We start from the raw sequence: 22,982 nt of genomic DNA on the forward strand, positions 1-22,982 counted from the left end.
CTCTTTTTTGACTTTTAAAACTTTCTAAATCTTTCGTATCGTTGATTTAATAAGGTTTCTACATCTAATTTTTCTAATTCTTTCAGCTTATCTATTAATTCAATTTTAACTTTTCGGCTAATGTCTTCTAGTGACAGATCTTCATCATCTGATGTTTCTTCAATCACTTTTTCAATCACGCCTAATTCCTTTAAGTCATAGGATGTTAATTTCATGATTTCAGCTGCTTCTTCGGCTCTTGAGCTGTCTTTCCATAGGATTGAAGCGAATCCTTCTGGAGAAAGAATTGAGTAGATACTGTTTTCTAACATCCAGACTTCATCTGCTAAACCTAGAGCAAGGGCACCACCGCTTCCGCCTTCACCGGTAAAAATTGAAATAATTGGTACTTTTAACTGACTCATCTCATAAAGATTATTAGCAATTGCTTCTCCTTCGCCTCTTTCTTCTGCTTCAATACCACAAAAAGCACCTGGTGTATTAACAAAATTAATGACGGGGCGATTGAATTTTTCAGCTTGTTTCATCAGACGTAGAGCTTTCCGGTACCCTTCAGGACTGGGAGAACCAAAATTAGTCGCAATATTTTCTTCTAACGTGGTTCCTTTTTGAATACCAATGACAGTTACTGGTTGGTTATTTAGTAAAGCAATCCCACCAATAACGGCCTCATCATCTCCATAATAACGATCACCATGAAACGACATAAAAGAATCAAAAATCTGATGAATATAAGCTAAAGAAGTCGGCCTTTTGGCATCTCTTGCTAATTTAACAATGTCATTGGCTGTTTTCTTACGACTCATCGATTGTCACTCCTTTTGTGTGAAACATTAATAAAAAGCCTAATGTTTCTTTTAATTCGTTTCTTGGGACAATCTTATCAACAAAACCATGCTCTAGTAAGAACTCAGCTTTTTGGAAATCATCTGGTAATTTTTGTCTGATAGTCTGCTCAATCACTCGTCTTCCAGCAAAACCAATCATGGTTTGAGGTTCTGCTAGAATAATATCACCTTGCATACCAAAACTAGCGGTCACTCCACCTGTTGTTGGATCAGTTAAGACTGTTATATATAGTAGTCCTACTTCACTATGACGTTTCACACTTGCTGAGATTTTAGCCATCTGCATTAAGGACATAATTCCTTCTTGCATTCTAGCGCCACCTGAAGCGGTAAACATAATCACTGGTAAGCCTAAATCCGTTGCTTTTTCAAAAGCTCGTGTGATTTTTTCCCCGACAACACTGCTCATGCTTCCCATAATAAAACGACTATCCATAATGCCAATCACAACTTCTAGTCCGTTGATTGATGCTTTTCCCGTTAGAACAGCTTCATCAAGTCCAGTTAGTTCTTTTGCTTTATTAAGCTTTTCTTCATAATTTGGAAAGTTAATTGGATTTTTAAATGCAATATCTGTATCCCATGCTTCAAAACTGTTTTCGTCAACAATTAAATCTAATCTTTGTTTGGCACCAATCCGAAAACCATATCCGCAATGATGACACGTTCTTTCTTCACCCAATTCTTTTTTATGAAGTGGTTTGTGGCAACTTGGGCATTTTTCCCAAGTACCATCTGGAACGAAAGGTTTTTGTTGAGTACTGTCTTGTTTTTCTTGTTGGGACGGAGTGATACGAATATATTCCCTTTTTTTAAATAAGCCCATATCTCTCCTCCTCACCTATTTTATTTCTTCCATGTTGGTAAAAATGTTTCTTGTAAAAAACTAGTGTCATACTTTCCTTCTATAATATCTGGATGAGTAATCAAATCTAGTTGAAATTCTTGATTAGTCACTAAACCATCTGTAACCAGTTCTGATAAAGCTCTTTGCATTTTAGCTAAAGCTTCCATTCGATCTTCTCCGTGAACAATCACTTTAGCAATCATTGAATCATAGAAAGGTGGAATCGTATAACCGTTATACATCGCACTATCCACTCTTAATCCTATCCCGCCACTTGGTAAAAGTAAATTTTGAACAGTTCCAGGTGATGGGGCAAAATTAAAAGCAGGATTTTCTGCGTTGATTCGACATTCTATGGCGTGACCTGTTAAGGTAATATTTTCTTGTTTCAATGTTAATTCTTCACCAGAAGCTATTTTTAACTGCCACTTAACAATATCAACACCGGTTATCATTTCAGTAACTGGATGCTCAACTTGGATTCTTGTGTTCATCTCCATGAAATAGAAATTATTATCTAAATCAACTAGAAATTCAATGGTTCCAGCATTTTCATACTGAACTGCTTGAGCAGCTTTTAAAGCGGCTTCTCCCATTTTCTCTCTTAAATCAGCTGGAAGACCAAAAGCTGGTGCTTCCTCTAATACTTTTTGATTACTTCGTTGAAGAGAACAATCTCTTTCACCTAAATGAATGATGTTTCCATGATGATCACCTAAAATTTGCATTTCAATGTGTCTAGCTGGATAGATTACTTTTTCAATATACATTTGGCCATTACCAAACGCTGCTAAAGCTTCTTGTTGAGCTGATTGGAATTGTTTTTCAAGTTCAGATTCTTCTAGGACTTTTCGAATTCCTTTTCCGCCTCCACCAGCTGCGGCTTTTAACATAATCGGAAAACCAACTTCTTTAGCAATTTCTTTTGCTTCTTGAAGAGTTGATATTTCGCCTTCACTTCCAGGAATGACTGGAACGTTGGCTGCTATCATTAGTTTTCTAGCGTTAATTTTATTTCCCATTGAATCAATGGTTTCAGGCATCGGTCCAATAAATTTGATTTGGCATTCTTCACACATTTCAGCAAATAAACTGTTTTCTGCTAAAAATCCAAATCCTGGATGGATTGCTTCAGCTCCACTCACTATTGCAGCACTTAAAACAGAGTGCATGTTGAGATAAGAATCAGTTGCTTTGGCAGGTCCAATACAGATAGCTTCATCTGCCATTTCCACATGAAGGGCTTCTCTATCTGCTTCTGAAAAGATCGCCACTGTTTTAATTCCTAACTCACGACAGCCTCTGATAATTCTTACGGCAATTTCTCCTCGGTTGGCAATTAAAACTTTATTAAACATGGTCTACTTCGCTCCGATAATAAATGTCATCAACGCTGTACAAACTTTTTTACCTTCAACTGAAGCAGTTGCTTTACCCACACCGATATTACCTTTTTGTTTGATGATTTCCATTTCCATTACTAACACATCACCAGGCACTACTTTTTGACGGAATTTTACTTTATCAATACCACCTAAATAACCTGTTTGACCTTGGAATTCTTCACTTTTTAGTAAAGGAATTGAGCCAGTTTGAGCTAGTGCTTCTAAAATTAAAACGCCTGGCATAACAGGTTCTCCTGGGAAATGACCCGGGAAGAAACTTTCGTTATAAGTTACGTTTTTAATGGCTTTAACGTATTTACCTGGTTCTAATTCAGTTACTTTATCAACCATCATAATTGGGTAACGGTTTGGAATAATTTCCATAATTTCTTGTACATTTAATTGCATAGTTATCCTCCTAAGAAATGCGGAATAAGGCTTGGCCAAATTCAACGACATCTTCATTCTCGATTAATATTTCTGTAACAGTTCCTGCTACATCACTTTTTACTTCATTCATAATTTTCATTGCTTCAATAATACAAAGTGTATCTCCAACACTCACCTTATCTCCCACTTGAACAAAAGCAGGCGCAGAAGGATCACTTGCTGTATAGATAACTCCTACAATCGGAGCATTAACTGTCTCACCTTGAGCCTCAGTTGGTTGTTCTGTTACAGCCACTGTTTCTTTAACAGGTGCTTCAGCCTCACTCGGTTGAGTTTTTTCTATTTTAGGTGTAGCTTGAGTCTCAGTTACTACTTGACGACTCATCTCGTTTTTATTGAGGTAAAGAGAAAGATCTTCTTTTTTCAAATCCATTTCTCTGATAGAACTTGATTCAAACAATTCAAGTAACTCTTTAATTTCTGAAAAGTTCACTGTTACTCACCTCGCCATTTCTTCAGACAAATGACTGCATTATGTCCCCCAAAGCCTAATGAATTACTTAAGGTATACTCAACTTCATGCTTTCTTCCTGTTTTAGGAACATAATCTAAATCACAGGCTTCATCTTGTTTTTCTAAGCCAATTGTTGGTGGAACAAAATCTTCTTCTAAAGCAGCTAAACAAGCAATCGCTTCAACTGCACCAGCTGCTCCAAGTAAGTGCCCTACCATACTTTTCGTACTAGAAATAGGAATATTAGAAGCTTCTTCACCTAAAGCATATTTAATTGCCGTTGTTTCAGCACCGTCATTTGTTGGCGTGCTTGTTCCATGGGCATTAACGTAGCTAACATCTTTAGCTGAAATACCCGCTTCATCCATTGCTTGAAGCATACACTTACCTGCTCCTGAGCCGTCTGGATTTGGACTTGTAATATGGAAAGCATCACAGTTTGAACCATAGCCAACCACTTCTCCGTAGATTTTAGCACCACGGTTTAAAGCATGTTCTAATTCTTCTAAAACTAAAACAGCACTTCCTTCTCCCATAACAAATCCGCTACGTTCATTATCAAAAGGAATTGATGCGCGATTTGGATCGGTTGCTGGTGTTAATGCCGTTAACGCAGCGAAACCAGAAATACCAATCTCACAAATAGTCGCTTCTGCTCCACCTGCTAAAATCGCATCAGAATAGCCATGTTTGATATTACGGAAAGCTTCTCCAATTGCGTTTGTCGCTGAAGCACAAGCTGTTACAATTGACGTACAGATTCCTTTTGCTCCAACTTTTATCGCAATGTTACCAGCTGCCATATTACCAATTGCCATTGGAACAAAGAAAGGTGCCACACGTTTTGGACCTTTTTTATCCATTCTAATCACTTGGTCTTGGATTGTTTTCATGCCGCCGATGCCTGAGCTGACGATAACACCTAAACGATCGACATCGATTGTTTCTGCTGAAAGTTTACTATCTGCCATAGCTTGAGTAGCTGCTGCAATGCCGTAAACAGAAAACATATCCATTCGTTTTGCTTCTTTTTTCTCCATATAAAGAGTTGGGTCAAAATCTTTTACTTCTGCGGCAACGGTAATGCCTGTTTCAGTTGCATCAAAATGTGAAATTTTGGCAATACCATTTTTCCCAGCCATGATATTTTGCTTAAATTCTTCTGCTGTATTTCCTAATGGAGTGACTGCTCCCATTCCTGTTACAACGACTCTTCTCATGTTTTGCCTCCTAGCCATTCATCACCATGCCACCATCAACATTGATGACTTGACCTGTAATATATTTATTTGTTGCTAAAAAGACAGCAGTTCTTGCTATATCTTCAACGCTTCCTAATTTTTTCAAAGGAATCTGAGCAATCGTTGCTTCTTTAACTTTCTCACTTAAAACATCTGTCATTTCCGTTTCAATAAATCCAGGAGCAATCGCATTACATGTAATACCTCTTGACGCTAACTCGCGAGCCACTGATTTAGTCAAACCAATAACTCCAGCCTTACTAGCTGCGTAATTTGCTTGTCCTGCATTTCCTGTTAAACCAACCACACTAGATAGATTAATAATCGTACCTGATTTTTGTTTTAACATTAGACTTGAAGCTTGTTGAATTGTATTAAACGTTCCCTTTAAGTTCACGTTAATAACTGAATCAAACTCTTCTTCTTTCATTCGCATAAGTAACATATCACGGGTAATTCCCGCATTATTGATTAAAACATCAACTGAACCAAATGCTTCTTTTGCTCCGCTGATTAATTTTTTTGCTTCTTCTAAATACTGAATATCTCCTAAAATCACATGTGTTTTCACTCCATATGATTCGATTGTTTCAATTAGTTCCGGATCAATTTCTTTTCTTGCATTTAAAACAATATTAGCTCCTTCTTTAGCAAATTGAAGAGCTAACTCGCGACCAATTCCACGAGAACTTCCAGTAATGACTACTGTTTTTTCTTTTAACAAAATTAAAGTCCTCCCTCATCTTTTTGGAAAAAAGCGATTAATTTTTCCATTGTTTTCGTATCTTCCACATGTTTAGTTGTCATAGTTTTATCAATTTTTTTAATAAAACTAGATAATGTTTTTCCAGGTCCGATTTCAATAATAAGCTCGACTCCTGAGTCAATCATCGTTTTGATACAATCTTCAAAATAAACAGGTGACATGACTTGTTTCGTTAATGTATCAATAATATCTGCTTGAGAAGAAATCTCTTTACCAGTTACATTTGTTATAACAGGAATCGACATCTCTTCAAACGACACTTCTTTTAAGAGCAAATTAAGTTTAATAGAAGCTTCCTCTAATAAAGGTGTATGAAATGGTCCACTAACTTTAAGTGGAATTAAACGTTTCACGCCAGCCTCTTTTAAAAGTTTTGTCGCTTCTTCAACGCCTTCTTTAAAACCACCAATAACTATTTGACCAGGCATATTGTAATTAGCTGGGTAAACACCTGAAACTTTAGAAGCTTCAAGACAAGCCTTTTCAACTACGTCTCGTTCTGCCCCCATCACTGCAGTCATAGCCCCAACTCCAGCAGGTACTGCTTCTTGCATCAACTTGCCTCTCTTATTTACGAGTGCCACTGCTTTCTCGAAACTTAAAGAGCCACTTTCCACAAGAGCTGTATACTCGCCTAAACTAAGTCCCGCACAAACGGATGGCTTAAAAGCTAGTTTACTTTTTACCATTTCTGAAATAGCGACACTAATCGCTAAGATAATCGGTTGCGTATATTCTGTTAGATTTAATTTTTCTTCTTCCTCAAACATAATATGAGCTAAATCTACACCTAAAATATCACTTGCTTGATCTATTCTATTTTTAAAAGTGTCTGAATTTTCGTAAAATTCTTTGCCCATGCCAAGATATTGTGCTCCTTGACCGCTAAATACAAATCCTATTTTCATAAGTTACTCCTTAAGCACCCCAAATTTGAGAACGTTCGTTTAGAACTGTTTTTGTTTCTGTCATTAACTCTTGGATAATGTCTGAACAACTTTGGGTATCTGTTTTAATTAAACCGGCAATTTGACCGGCCATCATTGAACTGTTTTTTGTATCTCCATCAATTACAGCTCGTTTTAACGCGCCTTTACCTAAATCTTCTAAACGTTCAAAGTCAGGTTTTTCTTGGCCACCTTCAAAACGTTCTGCTTTTTCAAATTCTTTTGTTAATTTATTTCTTAAACCACGAACAGGATGCCCTGTTAAAAGGCCAGTAATAACTGTATCGATATCTTTTGCTTTAACAACTTTTTCTTTAAAGTTATCATGAGCAATTGATTCAGTAGACACTAAGAATCTAGTTCCTAATTGAACGGCTTCAGCACCTAACATTAAAGCTGCTGCAACACCACGACCATCTCCAATACCACCAGCTGCAATAACTGGGATTGAAACGGCATCAACTACTTGTGGAACCAAGGTCATCGTTGTCGACTTACCAATATGTCCGCCACCTTCCATACCTTCCACAACTACCGCGTCTGCCCCTTCTTTTTCCATTCGTTTTGCTTGAGCAACTGAAGCAACAACTGGAATAACAATAATTCCTGCGTCTTTAAAGCGTTTCATGTATTTTCCAGGAGAACCTGCTCCTGTTGTAATCACTTTAACTTTTTCTTCAATTACCAAATCAACAATATCTTCCACAAATGGAGACATTAACATAATATTAACGCCAAATGTTTTATCCGTTGATTGTTTCGCAATATCTATCTTTTCTTTAATAATTTCTTTTGGCGCGTGTCCTGAGGCAATTAATCCTAATCCTCCTGCATTGGCCACCGCACTTGCTAATTTTTCTTCTGCTACCCAAGCCATTGCTCCTTGAAAAATGGGATAATCGATATCTAACATGTCACAGATTCTTGATTTCTTCATTTATTCACCCTCTTTAGTGTCTTAAAAAAATAGCTTATAAAGTCAGTGACTTTATAGCTATTTTCTTTTGATTCTTTCTTTTCTTATTTGTTTGCTTCTATTTGTTTGTCAACGAACTTAACTAGATCTTCAACTGTGTTTAGACCTTCGTCAGTTTCAATTTTTACATCTGAATCTTCGAATGCATCTTCAATATCATTCATGATTTGGAATAAATCTAAGCTATCTGCTTCTAATTCTTCACGGAAGTTTGTTGTTAATTGTACTTCCTCTTCTTCTTTACCTAATTGATCCACAATAATTTCTTGAATTTTTTCAAATGTTGTCATAATAAATTTTCCTCCGATAATGTTTTAATTATAATTTTAGTAAAATACTGCCCCAAGTTAAGCCGGCTCCATAACCGGTCATTATCACCTTTTGATGACTTCCTAGAACTAAGGTTCCCTTTTCAATCTCATCGACTAATAAAAGTGGAACAGATGCTGCTGAAGTGTTGCCATAAAAATGAACGTTACTCAAAAATTTCTCATTAGCAATTTTTGTTTTTTTAGAGATAGCCTCTAAAATACGACTATTAGCTTGATGAGCTAAACAATAATCAAGTTCTTTTGAAAAATCTGGATTTTTCTCGAGTAGTTCTATGATGTTTTTTGAGACGTCTCTTAAAGCAAAATCAAAAATCTTTTTCCCATCCATTTTCATTCCTTCTGATGTTTCTTTATCAGGTAATTTAAATGGATTGTTATTTAGATTTTTCTTGGCAAAAAGAGCCATTCCTCTAGTCCCATCAGAACGTAGTAACTCATCAATAAACCTAGGTTCCTTTGATGTGTTCTCAAGTAAAACACCTGCAGCTCCGTCTCCAAATAAGACAGCTGTGCTCCGATCTTCCCAATTAAGCATCGTCGACATTGTTTCTGCACCAATCACTAAACCTCTTTGATATTTTCCACTTGATAAAAATTTTTCAGCGGTGGAAAGGGCGAATACAAAACCTGAACAGGCTGCATTAACATCTAAACTAAAGGCTTGATCAGCTCCTAAGTTACTTTGAACAAGACAAGCCGTTGATGGTGTGCCGTAATCACCTGTCATTGTGGCAACAATGATAAAATCAATCGTTTCAATCTCTATTCCTTCAATTAACTTTAAACCAACTTGAGTCGCTAAATCAGCAGTTGATTCTTGCTGAGATATTCGACGTTCTTTAATACCTGTTCTTGATGTAATCCACTCATCACTTGTATCCATAATTTTTGATAAATCATCATTTGTTACTATATTAGATGGTAAGTATTTTGCCACCCTCGTAATTTGAGGATACAAATGCATGTTTTACAACTCCTCACTCGACTAATAATACTTCTTTAGAAAATTGTGAAGACTTTGAAGACCTCGAACAAGAGCTTCTTTTTCTTCAACTGCCATATCTTCTAAAGCAGCCTCAACCATTTGTTTGTGGAAGTGTTGATGTGAGCGGTAAAATAATCTACCTCGATTCGTTAGTTTCAAACGAACAATTCGTCTATCACTATCGCTTCTAACACGATCCACATATCCTTTTTTTACCAAATTGTTAACAGCAACTGTTAGTGTCCCAACTGTTACTGATAATGTTTTTGCTACTTCTCCTGTTGTTTTGTTATCACCCATACCGATGGCCTCAATCGTATGCATCTCTTTGATTGATAAATCAGAAAACTGACTCTTTTTAAGTTCTGATTCTTCAATTGTCAAAATGTCATTAAAGACTCTTACTAGCTGGGCATTGACGATATTTATTTTCTCATCCATACAAATGCCTCTTTCACTATTTAGTTTGATAATCAAAGTATATGGGTAAAAAAAATAAAAAGCAACGAAAAATAGTTTGATAATCAAATGATTTGATAATCAAAGTATATGGGTAACTTAAAAAAATTGCAACCTTTTTTTATAAAAAAACTTTATTTTTTATTAAAACAGCTTCAAATAAGTATTTTGAGCAATAAAAAAAACAAGTAAAAAAGGAGATTAACTCCCTTTTATTACTTGTTTTGCTTCTTTTTGTTGATCTTCATTCCAGAAACTACCCAAAACGGTTTGAGTTGGAACGATATTGATAAAGGCATTTTCATCGACTATATAAGTAGCTTGTTCTAATTCGTACAATTCGTATTTAGTTACTACAATCATAATAACTGATACATTATTTTTTGAATAAGCACCTTTACCTGGTAGTAAAGTCATTCCTCTAATCAATTCTTGTTGAATAGAGTGAACCACTTCATCTGGTTTAGCAGTTGTAATAAATGCTGTAACTTTTTGATGGCTTGTATGGATAGTATCCACTACCTGTGTTGTACAGAAAATAGAAATAATCGTATATAAAGCAGACTCCCAATCAAAAAGAAATCCTGCTGATGCAACGATAAAGGCATTAATAATTAACATTAGTGAGCCTACTGTTCTGCCTGTCGTTTTAGCTAAGACAAGAGAAACAATATCCATTCCTCCCGTACTAAAACCATACTTCATCGTCATTCCGACCGCTACACCTGTTAAAACACCACCGACGATACCGCTAAGCAATTGATTATCAGTTACTTCGATCACAGGAACAATCAATGTCATGATTGTTACAGAGACAACAGTTAGTAAACTATAAATTGTTGCAGACTTTCCTAGCTTCACCCAGCCTAAAATAGCAATGGGAATATTCATAATAAAAATTAAAATCCCTGTATCTAAATTCATATTAAATGACATTTCTAAAATGCCTGAAACTAATTGGGCAATCCCGTTAACACCAGCTGAAAAAACATTTGCTGGGATTAAAAACATATTTAGGGCAATCCCCATAATAACACCTGAAAAAATGACAATAATTATTTTCTTTATCATCTCATTTTGTTCATATACACTTCTCACTTTTCCCATTCTATTTCCTCCTTCTTTTTGCTTCCTTGAATAATGTAACAACTAAAGTCAAAAAAATAAAGAAAAACCTCTCGTTTTTCTTCATTTCTTAACACTGTTTAATGTATCAAATAAATCTTTAATACTAAAATCAACATTTATGTCTTTATATCCTTAGTATGACTGCATTTAGGACAAGTCACTCTAATTTCTCCCTGATTTCTAGGAACACGAATCTTTTGTTTACAATTAGGGCATTTCAAGTAACGGTAGTTCTCTCTATTCTTGTATTTAACAAATTGAAATCTAATAGGACTTAACCATTTTTGATAAGCCTCATTTTCTTTTTTTCTAGCTGATTTGTTTTTAGATAACATTCTAAAATAAGAATAGGATAATAATATCAAAGATAGAACTAACCAAAATAGATGATTAGTAAAGGGATAAATGACTAATGAAAGAAACCCGAAAAAAAGAATATGTTTATTCAAAACGTCATTTTGTCCGTAACGATCTCGCATAAAAAAAAGTATTTTTTCCTTCCATTTGCCTTTTCGCTTCATCCAATCACTTCCTTCTATCTTATTATACGTCAATTCATTTAACTTTCAAACACTCTACTGAAAATATCCGTTATTATATTATTTTTAAACCTTTTAATAATCAATTATACCTCCCACGATTTTTTTTAAGCATAAAAAAAGACTAAGACAAAATATATAATATTTTTGTCCTAATCTTTTAAGATTACTGCTTTAATTTAACTTTATCTCACTTCAATATTTAATTCTTCAGCAAGAGCTGCACTGATTTTTTCAACAACTGAAGTCACATCTTCATCCACTAAAGTTGCTTCATCATTTCTAAATGTTAATGAATAAGCTAAAGATTTCTTGTTGTGCCCTAGTTTTTCACCTTGGAACACATCAAATAAATGAATATCAACTAAATGTTTGCCACCTTTATCTTGAATCACATCTACTATTTCTTGGCTAGAAATAGCTGCATCAGATAATAAAGCAATATCTCTCTTAATAGAAGGATATTTTCCAACTTCTTTATAAGTTGGTTCTTCTTTAGTCAAATCACAAATAGCTTCTAAATCAAACTCACAAACGTAAGTTTCTTGAATTTCCATTTCTTTAGCAAATTGAGGATGAACTTGTCCGATAAATCCAATAACTGTTTCTCCAACTTTAACTTGCGCTGTTCTTCCTGGGTGCATTTCTGCATAAGCCTTTGATGGAACAAAAAGAACATCTTCAAGACCTAAAATATTAAATAGATTTTCAACAATTCCTTTTAATGTATAGAAATCAACATTTTTAGCTGGGCTATCCCATGTTTTAGCATTCCATACGCCTGAGACTGCCATTGCTAAATGATTTGTTTCTGTTGGTAAACTTTGCCCTTCAAAAGATTCAAAGATATTTCCAACTTCATAAAAGGCTACTCTAGATTGTTTTCTTGCTTGATTATAAGCAACATTTTTTAACAATCCTGGTACTAAACTTTGTCTTGCTGTTGAACGTTCTTCACTCATTGGTAAATCAAGAGCTACGACGTCTTGTTTGTCTAAAACAAATTTTGTTGCAAGTTCTGGTGTCATTAGCATGTAGCTAATTGCTTCATTTAATCCTTTACCTTCTAAACTACGACGAATTTGACGGATGATACGTTGATTTTTTGATAATTTTCCAGCTACTGATGAGCCTTTTGGTAAAGTTGAAGGTAAGTTATCATAGCCATAAATACGAGCCACTTCTTCAACTAAATCAGCTTCAATTGAGATATCCCATCTTCTTGGAGGAATTGAAACAACAAAAGTCTCATTCTCTTTCGTATGCTCAAATCCTAAACTATTAAAAATAGTTGAAACCTCTTCTAAAGATAAATCTGTTCCTAATGAACGATTGATTTTATTTAAAGTAATAGAAACAATAACGTCTTCTTTTTGGTAATCACTACTAATAGCTTCACCTTTTACAACAATCCCGCCACTTAATTCAGCAATCATTTGAGCAGCAAAGTTACTTGCTTCTTCTACTGTTGCTGTATTAATACCACGTTCAAATCGCTTACTTGATTCACTAGCTAACCCAAAGTTTCTTGCTGTTCTACGTGTTAAGGTTGGATCAAATAAAGCTGTTTCCAGTGCTACTGTTGTAGTTGTTTCAGTAATTTCTGAATCAAATCCACCCATAACACCTGCTAAAGCAATTGGTGTTGAACCATTTGTAATCACTAGGTTTTCAGTTGATAATTCTCTTTCAACTTCATCTAATGTTACTAATTTTTCTTCGTTAGTTGCACGACGAACCTTAATTTCTTTGCTACCTAATTTATCATAATCAAAGGCATGTTGTGGTTGACCAAATAATAAAAGAACATAGTTTGTAACGTCCACTACGTTATTGATTGGTCGAATTCCTTCATTCATTAAAAGTGTTTGTAACCACATTGGACTTTCTTGAATTGTAACATCTTTAATCACACGCATGCGGTAAGTTGGAACTTCTTTTTCATCTGCAACTGAGACACTCACATAATCATTAATTGAGTCGTCTGTTGCTTCAACTAATTCTTTCGTTGGGAAATTAGTTTTACGATCATAAATTGCTGCTACTTCATGAGCTACACCACGTAAGCTTAGTGCATCTGCTCTGTTTGGAGTAATTGACAATTCAATAATTGCATCATCCATTTCAAGATAAGAGAAAACTAGCTCACCAGGAATCGCCTCTTCAGGTAAGAAGTAAATACCATCTGCATATTCTTTAGGAACAACGCTATTTGAATAGCCTAATTCCTCTAAAGAACAAATCATTCCTAATGATACTTCACCACGCATTTTACCTTTTTTGATTTTCACATTACCTGTAATACGAGAATTTGGTAATGCCACAATTACTTTTTTACCTGCTTGGATGTTTGGTGCGCCACATACGATTTGGTATAACTCTTCTTCACCTACATCCACTTGAGTGATTGATAAGTGGTCACTGTCAGGATGAGGGACACATTCTTTCACGTCACCTACGACAATTTTTTTCAATCCTTCTTCAGGAATAACAACATCTTCTACTTCAATTCCAGAACGAGACATTTTATCTGCTAATTCGTCTGGTGTAATATTTTCAAGATCAACTAATTTTTTTAACCATTTATATGAAACTAACATTTTCTTACCCCTTTACTTTGAATTGTTCTAAGAATCGTAAATCATTTTGGTAGAAATAACGAATATCATTCACACCGTATTTCAACATAGCAACTCTATCTGGTCCTAAACCAAAGGCAAATCCACTATATTTATTTGAATCAATACCAGACATTTCAAGAACGCGTGGATGAATCACACCTGCACCTAAAATTTCAATCCAGCCTGTTTGCTTACAAACGTTACAGCCTTTGCCACCACATTTGAAACAGCTAATATCAACTTCTACTGAAGGTTCTGTAAATGGGAAGTAACTTGGACGTAAACGAATTTCACGGTCTTCACCAAATAATTTTTTAAGTAATACTTCAAGAGTCCCTTTTAAGTCTCCCATAGTAATATTTTCATCTACAACTAATCCTTCAATTTGGTGGAACTGATGACTATGAGTAGCATCATCACTATCACGACGGAAAACTTTCCCTGGACTAATCATACGCAATGAACCTTTTGAAAAATCATGTTTTTCCATTGTTCTTGCTTGAATTGGTGATGTATGTGTTCTTAACAAGACATCATCATTAATATAAAATGAATCATGCATGTCACGAGCTGGATGGTCTTGAGGAATGTTCATTCGCTCAAAGTTGTAATGATCTTGCTCTACTTCATAACCTTCAATCACTTCATAACCTAAACCTAAGAATACATCTTCAATTTCTTCCATAACTTGCGTTAAAATATGAGGTGTTCCTGTGTTTAATTCATCTCCTGGAAGTGTTACGTCTAACGTTTCTTTTTCAAGCGCTTCGTTAATAGCTAATTGTTCTAATTCAGCTTTTTTCTCTTCCAATTCTTCTGTTAAATGGTCTCTAATCTCATTTGCAAAACTTCCCACAACAGGACGCATTTCTGGTTCTAAATCCTTCATTCCACGTAAAACTTCAGTAATTGATCCTTTTTTACCTAAAATTTGGACACGAATTTCATTCAAATGATCTAGGTTTTGTGTCGAACCAATTTTTGCCAATGTTTCTTCTTTTAATTGTTCCAATGTTTCTTTTAAAGACATTTTTTGTTCCATCCTTTCTTTTTTAGCAACAAAAAAAGACATCATTCCTTATAAAAAGGAACGATGTCTCGCGGTACCATCCTCATTTACACTTAAAAAGTGTACACTCTTTTTGTTAACGATGAATTCACCGGTTTATTACTGTTCTATAAACAACTTGAGAAGTGAACTTCGCCTAGGTCTTTAACAACTTGCTTTCAGTCTGTGACAAGTCTCCCTTTTGAAAAATAACTAAGTTACTCTTTTCTCTTTACGTTTTTTATTATTTACTTGCATTCAATACTACAAGATATTAAGTCGCAGGTCAAGATTATTCTTGTACATCGACCCACTTCTCACCCCATGACTTAATTTCGTCCATGACAGGTTTTAAATCTGTTCCTTTAGTAGTTAAGCTATATTCAACACGATTTTTTTCTTCGTTTGATACCGTTCGATCTACGAGTCCTTTTTCTTCTAGTTCTTTTAATCTTTCAACTAAGACACGATCACTAACTTCTGGCACTTTACCTGCTAATTCTACAAATCGTTGCGGGCCATCTTCTATCAAAACATCTAATATTAATCCATTCCATTTTTTTCCTAAAATTTCAAAAGTTTTTTCAAACTTTGGACATAGGGTAAATTTTCGACTTTCACATGTTTCCATTATCTCACCTCATTTATTGTTAATATTTGAAGTATCATCGTAATTATAAATCAAAAAGCCGACTATTCATAGTAAGTCGGCTCAAACATTATACATTTGCTAATCCAAAGTAAGTTGATGCTTTAAATTTGGCTCTTTGATAAAAAGGAACAATAACCTCTTCACAAGCACAATATTTATCAACTAAAGTTACAATATAACTTTCCTTGTATTTAGGTGGTGCAACTGTTGCACCAAACATATGCTTCACAATAATATCTTCTTCTAGTTTTGAAATTTCAGTTAATTTTTTGGCATTGCTTAAAGCAACACGTGGATGTGCGTAAGCATGAGAACCTTCTGCTTGTTTTTCAGTTCGCCAATCATAATGAAATAAGTCATGTAAAAGGCCTGCTCTAGCAGTAGCTCTCAAGTTACCATTCCATTTTTTTGCTAATAAAAAACTTCTATAAGAAACATTAATTGAATGTTCCAATCTGTTTGAATAACGATGTTGTTTAAAGGCTGATAAGCTTTGAACGTCTTCTGTATACATTAAATCTTCTACTAACTCTAAATATTCAATATCATTTTTCCAGTCTAATGTCATAGGTCTCTTTCACTTTCCTTCGATAAAATGTCTATTTCATAAATCATTTTAATGTATTTTAGCATGAAATTCTCTTGATTTCTACCTTAATAGACGGACTTAATAATTTCGTAATATTTTAAAGAGAAAACATGACAATTCCAGCGGCTACTGCAACATTTAGTGATTCTGCATGTCCCTTCATTGGAATAAAAATATTTTGATCCGTTTCTTTTAGTAAATCAGCTGACACACCTTGGCCTTCATTTCCCATGAGAATCGCTATTTTTTCTGACTTTTCAATATCTTTAAATGAAATAGCCTCTTCATTTAATTCAGTTCCATAAATTTGGTAAGCTTCTTCTCTCAGTCCAGCAATTGTTTCAATTAATTCAGTTTCTTCTAATTTAATATGAAACTGACTACCTTGCATTGATCTGACGACTTTTGGACTGTAAACATCTGCAGTCCCTTTTCCTAAGACAACTTTAGAAAAACCAGCAGCATCTGCTGTTCGAATCATTGTTCCTACATTTCCAGGATCTTGAACGTTATCTAAGAGAAGAACGTGACTTGTTACCCTAGTAGTAGCTATTTTATTTTCCTTCCCAACAATTGCCATAATAGGTTGCGGGCTAGGTAATGTCGATAAGTGTTTGATAACCTCATAAGTCACTTGAACTTTTTTATCCTCTTCGATCTTTTCTAAAATATACGCATAAGAAGGCAAACTTTCTTCAGTTACTAAAACAAACTGAATATCTCCACCATAATTTAGGGCTTCTTCTACTAAATGTTCTCCCTCAATTAAATATCTATTTTCTAAATCTCTAAATTTCTTTTTTTCTAATTTTTTTATTTGTTTAATCCAATCATTTTTAGCTGATTCTATTATTTTCACGGTTATCCCTCGCAATCTCGTTTATTATAACAAATTTTTTCCAAATTGACAGATTGTTCATTCCTAATTTTTCAAGGTATAATAACTTATGAAATAAATTGGGAGGTTAAGCTAATGAAAGTAACAATGACGGTTTCAGGAAGAGTGCAAGGTGTTGGTTTCAGATATATGACTAAAATAGTAGCTGATCAATTAGGTGTTTTAGGAATCGTTAAAAATGAAGCAAATGGTGATGTTTACATTGAAGCTATGGGTAGTGAAGCAGTCGTTAAACAATTCATCGAAGAAATCAAAAAATCTCCGGCGCCATTTGGATATGTTGACCATTTAGACTTAAAAGAAACAGCTAATTTTGAAGATTATCATGATTTTGCTGTCACTTATTAAAAAATATATTTCATATTTAGATTGAAATATAAGATGATTTTAGATATAGTAATCTTTGTGTAGATTAAAGTAAAGGAACGAATTAAATGAAACGATTAAAACGATGGATATTAACATCTGGCTTATTCGGATTATTAATCTTCTTATCAGGTTGTGTTAAAGCTGATAAGTCTGGTAATCCCACTGGAGAAGGATTTGTTTATAACTTCTTAGTTAAACCAATGAGTAGTATGATTAAATTTTTAGCTGATGATTGGGGACTTGGTTTTGGTTTAGCCATCATTCTCTTAACAATCATCGTTCGTTTGATTATTATGCCACTTGGCCTGAGTCAAATGAAAAAATCAATGATTCAACAAGAAAAAATGGCAGCTGTCAAACCTTACACTGATGACATCAATGCAAGAATGAAATCTGCTGCTACAAACGAAGAGCGCATGGAAGCTCAAAAAGATTTACAACAAGTTTATAAAGATAATGATATTAATATCATGGGTGGCATGGGATGTCTTCCTTTATTAATTCAAATGCCTATCTTTACAGCCCTTTTCTACGCTGCTAAATTTACACCTGGAATCAATGAATCTGTCTTTTTAGGAATTGATTTAGGAAGTCGTAGTCTTGTCTTTGTTGCTTTGGCAGGTATTAGTTACTTCCTACAAAGTTATATCAGCATGATTGGTATGTCGCCTGAGCAGAAAAAACAAATGAAGATGATGAGTTATATGTCACCTATCATGATTGTTATGTTCTCAATCAACGCGCCAGCTGGTGTAACACTTTACTGGGTAGTCGGTGGTATTTTCAGTTGTATTCAATCATTGATTACAAACCTTTACCACAAACCTAAAGTTAAAGCACAAATCGCTGAACAATTAGCGAAAAAACCAATTAAAGCAGTTAAACCAACTGTGAAAGATGTTACCCCTAAGGCAAAAGCAACTCCTGCTAAACCAAAAAATAATGGTACAGGTCGAAATGCTGGGAAACAACAACGTAAATAAAACAAACGAGGCTGACTTAATTGTCAGTCTCGTTTTTGTTTGTTAGAAAATTTTCGCCAACATTAGGCAACTATCTCAACCCCTGTTGATTGAACTCTGACGTGTTGGATATCGAAAGTTTTAAATTTTTCTTTTATAAAGTTTTTTGTTTTAACTAAAGATTCTTTCGGACATAAAATTAAAATCGTTGGACCAGCACCACTTAAGAGAGCCGTATAAAAACCTAACTGATTCTTTTCTTCTCTTATTCTCTTTAACTCCGGCACTAGTGCTGCTCGAAAAGGTTCATGCCATTTATCTTGTTCCATTAGGAAGCATGCTTGCTCTAAGTTACCAGATAGCAAAGAGCTTAATGCAACATTAGCTATGCTACTTGCTTCTACAGCATATTCATAGGTTAGTCTTTCAGGTAAAACTTGACGACTTGCTGATGTTAGTAATTCGTAGTTAGGAATGGCTATAATGAGTTCGCACTCTGGAAAATTGTGTTGCGTATAATAAATATGCTCTTCAATTTTATTGGCTACCACAAATCCTCCTAAAATAGCCGGTGCTACATTATCAGGATGGCCTTCTACTTCTGTTGCTATTTCAACTATCTTTTCCTTTGATAAATTAAGATGACCTAATTGATTAGCTAACTCGATTCCTGCCACAATCGCAGATGAACTACTTCCTAAACCTCTTGCTGTTGGTATATCTGTTGTCATCTTTAAGTGATGGGGTGATAAATTAGGACAAACATGTGTAGCGGTTTTAATAATTAAATTGGTTTCATCTCGTGGGATATTATCAAGCTCATGCTCAATCTCCCATTCTTTCGTTTCTTCTAATACCTCTAATTCCAAATACATTGTCAGCGCTAATCCAAATGAATCAAACCCCGGTCCCAAATTAGCCGTAGTAGCTGGTACGCGTATTTTCATTTTGTTTACTCCTTTTTACAATACTTTATAATGCGATAAAACATTAATTGATAATTCTTCTGATATCTTATCTTGACAATTTTTGATAGAAAAATCTGTCATTTCATCCGTTATAATCGAATAAATCGTCGTAGAATTTTCCACTTGCCCCGTCACTTTTCGAATCTCAATCCCTTCTTTTTCAAAAAATAATTGAATGCTTTTCAATTGAGATTCTTCGGATTTACTTTGTAAGAAAAGCATTCTTTTTGAAACAACTTGTGATTTATCTACCAACTTTTTTTCTACACTCAATTCATTAAATTGACTTACTTTTGCTTGATTTTTTAAATTTTTTCCAATAGTCACTAAGTCACTTACAACACTTGTTGCGGTTGGTTTAGCTCCAGCTCCTGGCCCATAAAACATTGATTCTCCAATTCCTGTGCTTTCGACGAATATAGCATTCATTTCATTTTCTACTGTACTTAAAGGATGATTATTGGAAACACCAATCGGGCAAACTTCAACATCTACTCCCACTTCATCTCTTTTTAAAGCGCCTAATAATTTTATTTTATAGCCTAGTTTATCAGCTAATTTAATCTCTTCTAAAGTCACATCAGAAATACCCTGAATTGATATATCCTCTAAAGAAAGAGACATGCCTAATGCAAATTTGGTCAAGATAATCATTTTATAAGCTGCATCAATTCCTTCAACATCATTCGTTGGATCACTTTCAGCAAACCCAAGTTTTTGAGCTTTGCCCAAAGCTTTTTCATAGCTCAATTCTTGTTCAGCCATTTGACTTAGCATAAAATTAGTTGTGCCATTAATGATGCCGTATAGGCCTGTAATATCATCACTTGCTAAACTTGTTGCTAATGTTCTTAAGATTGGTATTCCTCCAGCAACAGCTGCTTCATAATACAAATAAACCTGATTTTCTTTAGCCAGTAACACAAGTTCTTCCCCATATTGAGCTATTAAATCTTTATTTGCTGTCACAACATGTTTTTTATTTCTTAAAGCCTGTTCTATGGCTTCTTTTGCAAAAGTAGTTCCTCCCATGACTTCTACAACCACATCAATTGACTCGTCATTAACAATCTCTTCAAGAGAAGTCGTTAATTCAATTCCATATATTTGAGCTAGATTTTGCTTTGCTTCAATATTTCTAACAAAAACTTTCTTTATTTTTATTGGCATACCTAAGATGGTTTCCATTTTCTTTTTATTTTCTTCTAATATTAAGGGGATTCCTGCTCCAACTGTTCCTAAGCCTAAAATCCCAATAGTTAAGTATTCTCTCATTTAGAACATCCTCTCTGATTAAAAAAAACTCATTTTAATCTCATACTATTTTTAATTATACAGAAATTTGTTCATAAAAAAAAGCTATTTCAGAGAAAACTGAAATAGCTAGCATTCTACGTGTCTCATATGAAGGAACGTCTCTATTAAAATATCAGTAACGTGTTGGTCATCTAAAGAATAAACAACCGTTTTACCTTCTTTTCTTGATTTGACTAAATAATTTTCTCTCAATAGCTTTAACTGATGTGATATAGCAGATTGCTCCATACCTAATTTTTGAGTAATCATTGTCACATTCATTTCTTCTTCAGAAAGAGCAAGTAGTATTCGAAGTCTTGTTGGATCACTTATGCTTTTAAAAAACTTACTAACTTTTTGGATATTCTCTTCTGTCACGCCTTCGATAGTCATTGCCATCCCCACTTCATTATATTAAATAAATAGTTGTTATTTAGTAAATTGACTGACAGCTTGCTCGAAATCTGAAACTTTTTTAGCTGTTTCAGCATGGCTACTACCTTTAACACCTAGATAGAATTTAATCTTAGGCTCAGTTCCTGAAGGTCTGATCGCAATCCAACTGCCATCTTCTAAGAAGAATTTTAAAACATTAGCTGTTGGTAATTCGATTGTTTCTTCTTTCCCAGAAAGGTAAGTTCTTGTTTGTGTTTGATAATCTTCATAAAAATCAACCTTAACATCTGCAAACGAAGTTGGAATATTACTTCTAACATCTTTCATCAGTTGTTGAATTTTTTCTACACCTTCTACACCACTCATCGTAACAGAAATTGTTTTTTCAGCAAAATAACCAAATTCTTCATAGATTGCTTCAATGGCATCATAAAGTGTTTGATCTTTTTCTTTATAGAAAGCTGCAATTTCAGCTAATAATAATAGAGCTTGAATAGCATCTTTATCTCTAACAAATGGTTGAACTAAATAACCATAACTTTCCTCGAAGCCAAAAACAAAACTTTGAGAATGATCTTGTTCATATTCTTTAATTTTTTCTGCGATAAATTTAAATCCTGTTAGAACATTAACCATTTTAGTATCAAATTTTTCACAAATTGCTGTTGGTAATTCACTAGATACTATTGATTTTAGCACAACTGCATCATCTGACAAAGTCCCATGATCTTTTTGAGCTTTCAATAAATAGTACACCATGATACTACCTAATTGATTTCCAGTCAATACTTGGTAACTTCCATCAGGCATTCTAACAGCAGCCCCTAAACGGTCAGCATCTGGGTCTGTTGCCACTAATAAATCAGCATTTTCTTTTTCGCCCAATTTAATCGCATATTCAAACGCTGAATGTTCTTCTGGGTTAGGAGATTTAACGGTTGAAAAATTAGGATCAGCAATAGCTTGTTCTGGAACTAATTTAAAACTTTCAAAACCAGCTTGTTTCAAAGCTCTTTCGCCTAACATTTTTCCAGTTCCATGAAGAGGAGTAAAAATCATTTTTAAATCTTTTCCACTACGTTTAATTAACTCATGGTCAACTGAAACTGATTTAATTTCTTCAAGATAAGCACTATCAACTTCTTCGCCAATAATATTGATTAAATCTCCAGCTTCTTCTTGAACTTTAAAATCAATTGCTAGAGGATTCTTGATTGAGCGTACAAATTTTGTCACTGCATCAGCATCTTGTGGCGGCATTTGTCCTCCATCTTCTCCGTAAACTTTAAAGCCGTTATACTCAGCTGGGTTATGACTAGCTGTAATCATAATTCCCGCAATACAGTTAAAGTGTCTAACAGCAAATGATAGTTCTGGCGTTGGTCTTAGACTTTCAAAAACATATGATGTAATACCATGTGAAGCAAGTGTTTCTGCTGCTCCCATAGCAAATTCTGGTGATTGATGTCTAGAGTCATATGCAATTGCTACACCACGTCTTTTCTCTTCCATCCCTAGATTTTCAATAAACATAGCAAGACCTTCTGTTGCTTGCCTTACTGTGTATATATTCATTCGGTTAATTCCTGCACCAATAACACCTCTCATACCCGCCGTTCCAAATTCTAACGGAGCATAAAAAGCGTCCTTTAATTCGTTTTCATTTTTTTCCATTTTCAATAAACTTTCAGCAACTAATTCATCCATTGCTTCATATTTTTTCCATTCTTGATAAATTTCTTTCCAACTCATCTTCTTCACCTCTGTTTTTTAATTCTCTTTAATTATACCACTTCTACTAAGCGTTGACTAAACAAAATTTAAGG

The 22,982-nt window shown here is 34.5% G+C and carries 25 protein-coding genes and 1 other annotated feature; of the genes, 2 read left to right on the plus strand and 23 right to left on the minus strand.

Annotated features, from left to right (window positions below; all coding sequences use genetic code 11):
• Positions 1-14 precede the first annotated feature (14 nt).
• The 19 genes from H9L18_RS09110 to H9L18_RS09200 form a co-directional block, all read right to left on the minus strand.
• Complete coding sequence (locus tag H9L18_RS09110) at positions 15-806, minus strand: acetyl-CoA carboxylase carboxyltransferase subunit alpha (RefSeq protein WP_126794885.1); 792 nt, start codon at positions 804-806, stop codon at positions 15-17.
• Positions 796-1,674, minus strand: a complete 879-nt coding sequence (gene accD, locus H9L18_RS09115) for an acetyl-CoA carboxylase, carboxyltransferase subunit beta (protein WP_126794883.1) — start codon at positions 1,672-1,674, stop codon at positions 796-798. The genes H9L18_RS09110 and accD overlap by 11 nt, the downstream gene beginning before the upstream one ends.
• Positions 1,675-1,694: 20 nt before the next feature.
• Entirely contained in the window at positions 1,695-3,053 is a 1,359-nt protein-coding gene (locus H9L18_RS09120; protein WP_126794881.1) for an acetyl-CoA carboxylase biotin carboxylase subunit, read from the minus strand.
• A 3-nt stretch (positions 3,054-3,056) separates the two neighbouring features.
• Positions 3,057-3,488 carry a 3-hydroxyacyl-ACP dehydratase FabZ gene (gene fabZ / locus H9L18_RS09125; protein ID WP_086342666.1) on the minus strand — a complete coding sequence of 144 codons (432 nt, stop codon included), beginning with the start codon at positions 3,486-3,488 and terminating at the stop codon, positions 3,057-3,059.
• 10 nt (positions 3,489-3,498) lie between these two features.
• Positions 3,499-3,963 carry an acetyl-CoA carboxylase biotin carboxyl carrier protein gene (gene accB / locus H9L18_RS09130; protein ID WP_126794879.1) on the minus strand — a complete coding sequence of 155 codons (465 nt, stop codon included), beginning with the start codon at positions 3,961-3,963 and terminating at the stop codon, positions 3,499-3,501.
• 2 nt (positions 3,964-3,965) lie between these two features.
• Positions 3,966-5,204 carry a beta-ketoacyl-ACP synthase II gene (fabF, locus tag H9L18_RS09135; RefSeq protein ID WP_126794877.1) on the minus strand — a complete coding sequence of 413 codons (1,239 nt, stop codon included), beginning with the start codon at positions 5,202-5,204 and terminating at the stop codon, positions 3,966-3,968.
• Between the two features lie 10 nt (positions 5,205-5,214).
• On the minus strand, positions 5,215-5,952 hold the full coding sequence (gene fabG, locus H9L18_RS09140; RefSeq protein WP_126794875.1) for a 3-oxoacyl-[acyl-carrier-protein] reductase: 738 nt from the start codon (positions 5,950-5,952) through the stop codon (positions 5,215-5,217).
• Positions 5,952-6,899 (minus strand): ACP S-malonyltransferase, encoded by a 948-nt coding sequence (gene fabD, locus H9L18_RS09145; RefSeq protein ID WP_126794873.1) that lies wholly within the window; start codon positions 6,897-6,899, stop codon positions 5,952-5,954. The genes fabG and fabD overlap by 1 nt, the downstream gene beginning before the upstream one ends.
• A 10-nt stretch (positions 6,900-6,909) precedes the next feature.
• Complete coding sequence (gene fabK, locus H9L18_RS09150) at positions 6,910-7,875, minus strand: enoyl-[acyl-carrier-protein] reductase FabK (protein WP_126794871.1); 966 nt, start codon at positions 7,873-7,875, stop codon at positions 6,910-6,912.
• Positions 7,876-7,958: 83 nt separating this feature from the next.
• Complete coding sequence (locus H9L18_RS09155; protein WP_126794870.1) at positions 7,959-8,204, minus strand: acyl carrier protein; 246 nt, start codon at positions 8,202-8,204, stop codon at positions 7,959-7,961.
• Positions 8,205-8,232: 28 nt separating this feature from the next.
• Positions 8,233-9,210: a beta-ketoacyl-ACP synthase III gene (locus H9L18_RS09160; RefSeq protein ID WP_126794868.1), complete on the minus strand. Its 978-nt coding sequence runs from the start codon at positions 9,208-9,210 to the stop codon at positions 8,233-8,235.
• A gap of 21 nt (positions 9,211-9,231) precedes the next feature.
• On the minus strand, positions 9,232-9,672 hold the full coding sequence (locus tag H9L18_RS09165) for a MarR family winged helix-turn-helix transcriptional regulator (protein WP_126794866.1): 441 nt from the start codon (positions 9,670-9,672) through the stop codon (positions 9,232-9,234).
• Between the two features lie 219 nt (positions 9,673-9,891).
• The gene (locus tag H9L18_RS09170; protein WP_126794864.1) at positions 9,892-10,797 is read right to left on the minus strand and encodes a YitT family protein; all 906 of its coding nucleotides are present in this window, start codon (positions 10,795-10,797) and stop codon (positions 9,892-9,894) included.
• A 137-nt stretch (positions 10,798-10,934) separates the two neighbouring features.
• On the minus strand, positions 10,935-11,339 hold the full coding sequence (locus H9L18_RS09175) for a zinc ribbon domain-containing protein (RefSeq protein ID WP_126794863.1): 405 nt from the start codon (positions 11,337-11,339) through the stop codon (positions 10,935-10,937).
• Between the two features lie 203 nt (positions 11,340-11,542).
• On the minus strand, positions 11,543-13,957 hold the full coding sequence (gene pheT / locus H9L18_RS09180; RefSeq protein ID WP_126794861.1) for a phenylalanine--tRNA ligase subunit beta: 2,415 nt from the start codon (positions 13,955-13,957) through the stop codon (positions 11,543-11,545).
• 4 nt (positions 13,958-13,961) lie between these two features.
• Positions 13,962-15,008 (minus strand): phenylalanine--tRNA ligase subunit alpha, encoded by a 1,047-nt coding sequence (pheS, locus tag H9L18_RS09185; RefSeq protein WP_126794859.1) that lies wholly within the window; start codon positions 15,006-15,008, stop codon positions 13,962-13,964.
• Between the two features lie 53 nt (positions 15,009-15,061).
• Positions 15,062-15,270, minus strand: a binding site (T-box leader).
• Positions 15,271-15,318: 48 nt separating this feature from the next.
• Positions 15,319-15,657, minus strand: coding sequence for a winged helix-turn-helix transcriptional regulator (locus H9L18_RS09190; RefSeq protein WP_126794858.1), 339 nt, complete (start codon positions 15,655-15,657; stop codon positions 15,319-15,321).
• 88 nt (positions 15,658-15,745) lie between these two features.
• The gene (locus H9L18_RS09195; RefSeq protein WP_126794856.1) at positions 15,746-16,246 is read right to left on the minus strand and encodes an HD domain-containing protein; all 501 of its coding nucleotides are present in this window, start codon (positions 16,244-16,246) and stop codon (positions 15,746-15,748) included.
• Positions 16,247-16,364: 118 nt separating this feature from the next.
• On the minus strand, positions 16,365-17,126 hold the full coding sequence (locus tag H9L18_RS09200; protein ID WP_126794854.1) for a TrmH family RNA methyltransferase: 762 nt from the start codon (positions 17,124-17,126) through the stop codon (positions 16,365-16,367).
• Between the two features lie 114 nt (positions 17,127-17,240).
• On the opposite strand from H9L18_RS09200, the gene H9L18_RS09205 reads away from it, so the two are divergent.
• The gene (locus H9L18_RS09205) at positions 17,241-17,513 is read left to right on the plus strand and encodes an acylphosphatase (RefSeq protein ID WP_126794852.1); all 273 of its coding nucleotides are present in this window, start codon (positions 17,241-17,243) and stop codon (positions 17,511-17,513) included.
• 86 nt (positions 17,514-17,599) lie between these two features.
• Complete coding sequence (gene yidC / locus H9L18_RS09210) at positions 17,600-18,517, plus strand: membrane protein insertase YidC (RefSeq protein WP_126794850.1); 918 nt, start codon at positions 17,600-17,602, stop codon at positions 18,515-18,517.
• A gap of 62 nt (positions 18,518-18,579) precedes the next feature.
• Here the strand turns inward: yidC and thrB are convergent, their stop codons facing one another.
• From thrB to H9L18_RS09230, 4 genes are all read right to left on the minus strand, one after another.
• The gene (gene thrB, locus H9L18_RS09215) at positions 18,580-19,443 is read right to left on the minus strand and encodes a homoserine kinase (protein WP_126794848.1); all 864 of its coding nucleotides are present in this window, start codon (positions 19,441-19,443) and stop codon (positions 18,580-18,582) included.
• Positions 19,444-19,458: 15 nt separating this feature from the next.
• Positions 19,459-20,739, minus strand: coding sequence for a homoserine dehydrogenase (locus H9L18_RS09220; RefSeq protein WP_126794847.1), 1,281 nt, complete (start codon positions 20,737-20,739; stop codon positions 19,459-19,461).
• 108 nt (positions 20,740-20,847) lie between these two features.
• Positions 20,848-21,153 carry an ArsR/SmtB family transcription factor gene (locus H9L18_RS09225; RefSeq protein WP_126794845.1) on the minus strand — a complete coding sequence of 102 codons (306 nt, stop codon included), beginning with the start codon at positions 21,151-21,153 and terminating at the stop codon, positions 20,848-20,850.
• Positions 21,154-21,189: 36 nt separating this feature from the next.
• Positions 21,190-22,908, minus strand: coding sequence for a phospho-sugar mutase (locus H9L18_RS09230; protein WP_126794843.1), 1,719 nt, complete (start codon positions 22,906-22,908; stop codon positions 21,190-21,192).
• Between the last annotated feature and the right edge of the window lie 74 nt (positions 22,909-22,982).

The organism is Vagococcus carniphilus (assembly GCF_014397115.1).
Classification (GTDB): Bacteria; Bacillota; Bacilli; order Lactobacillales; family Vagococcaceae; genus Vagococcus; species Vagococcus carniphilus.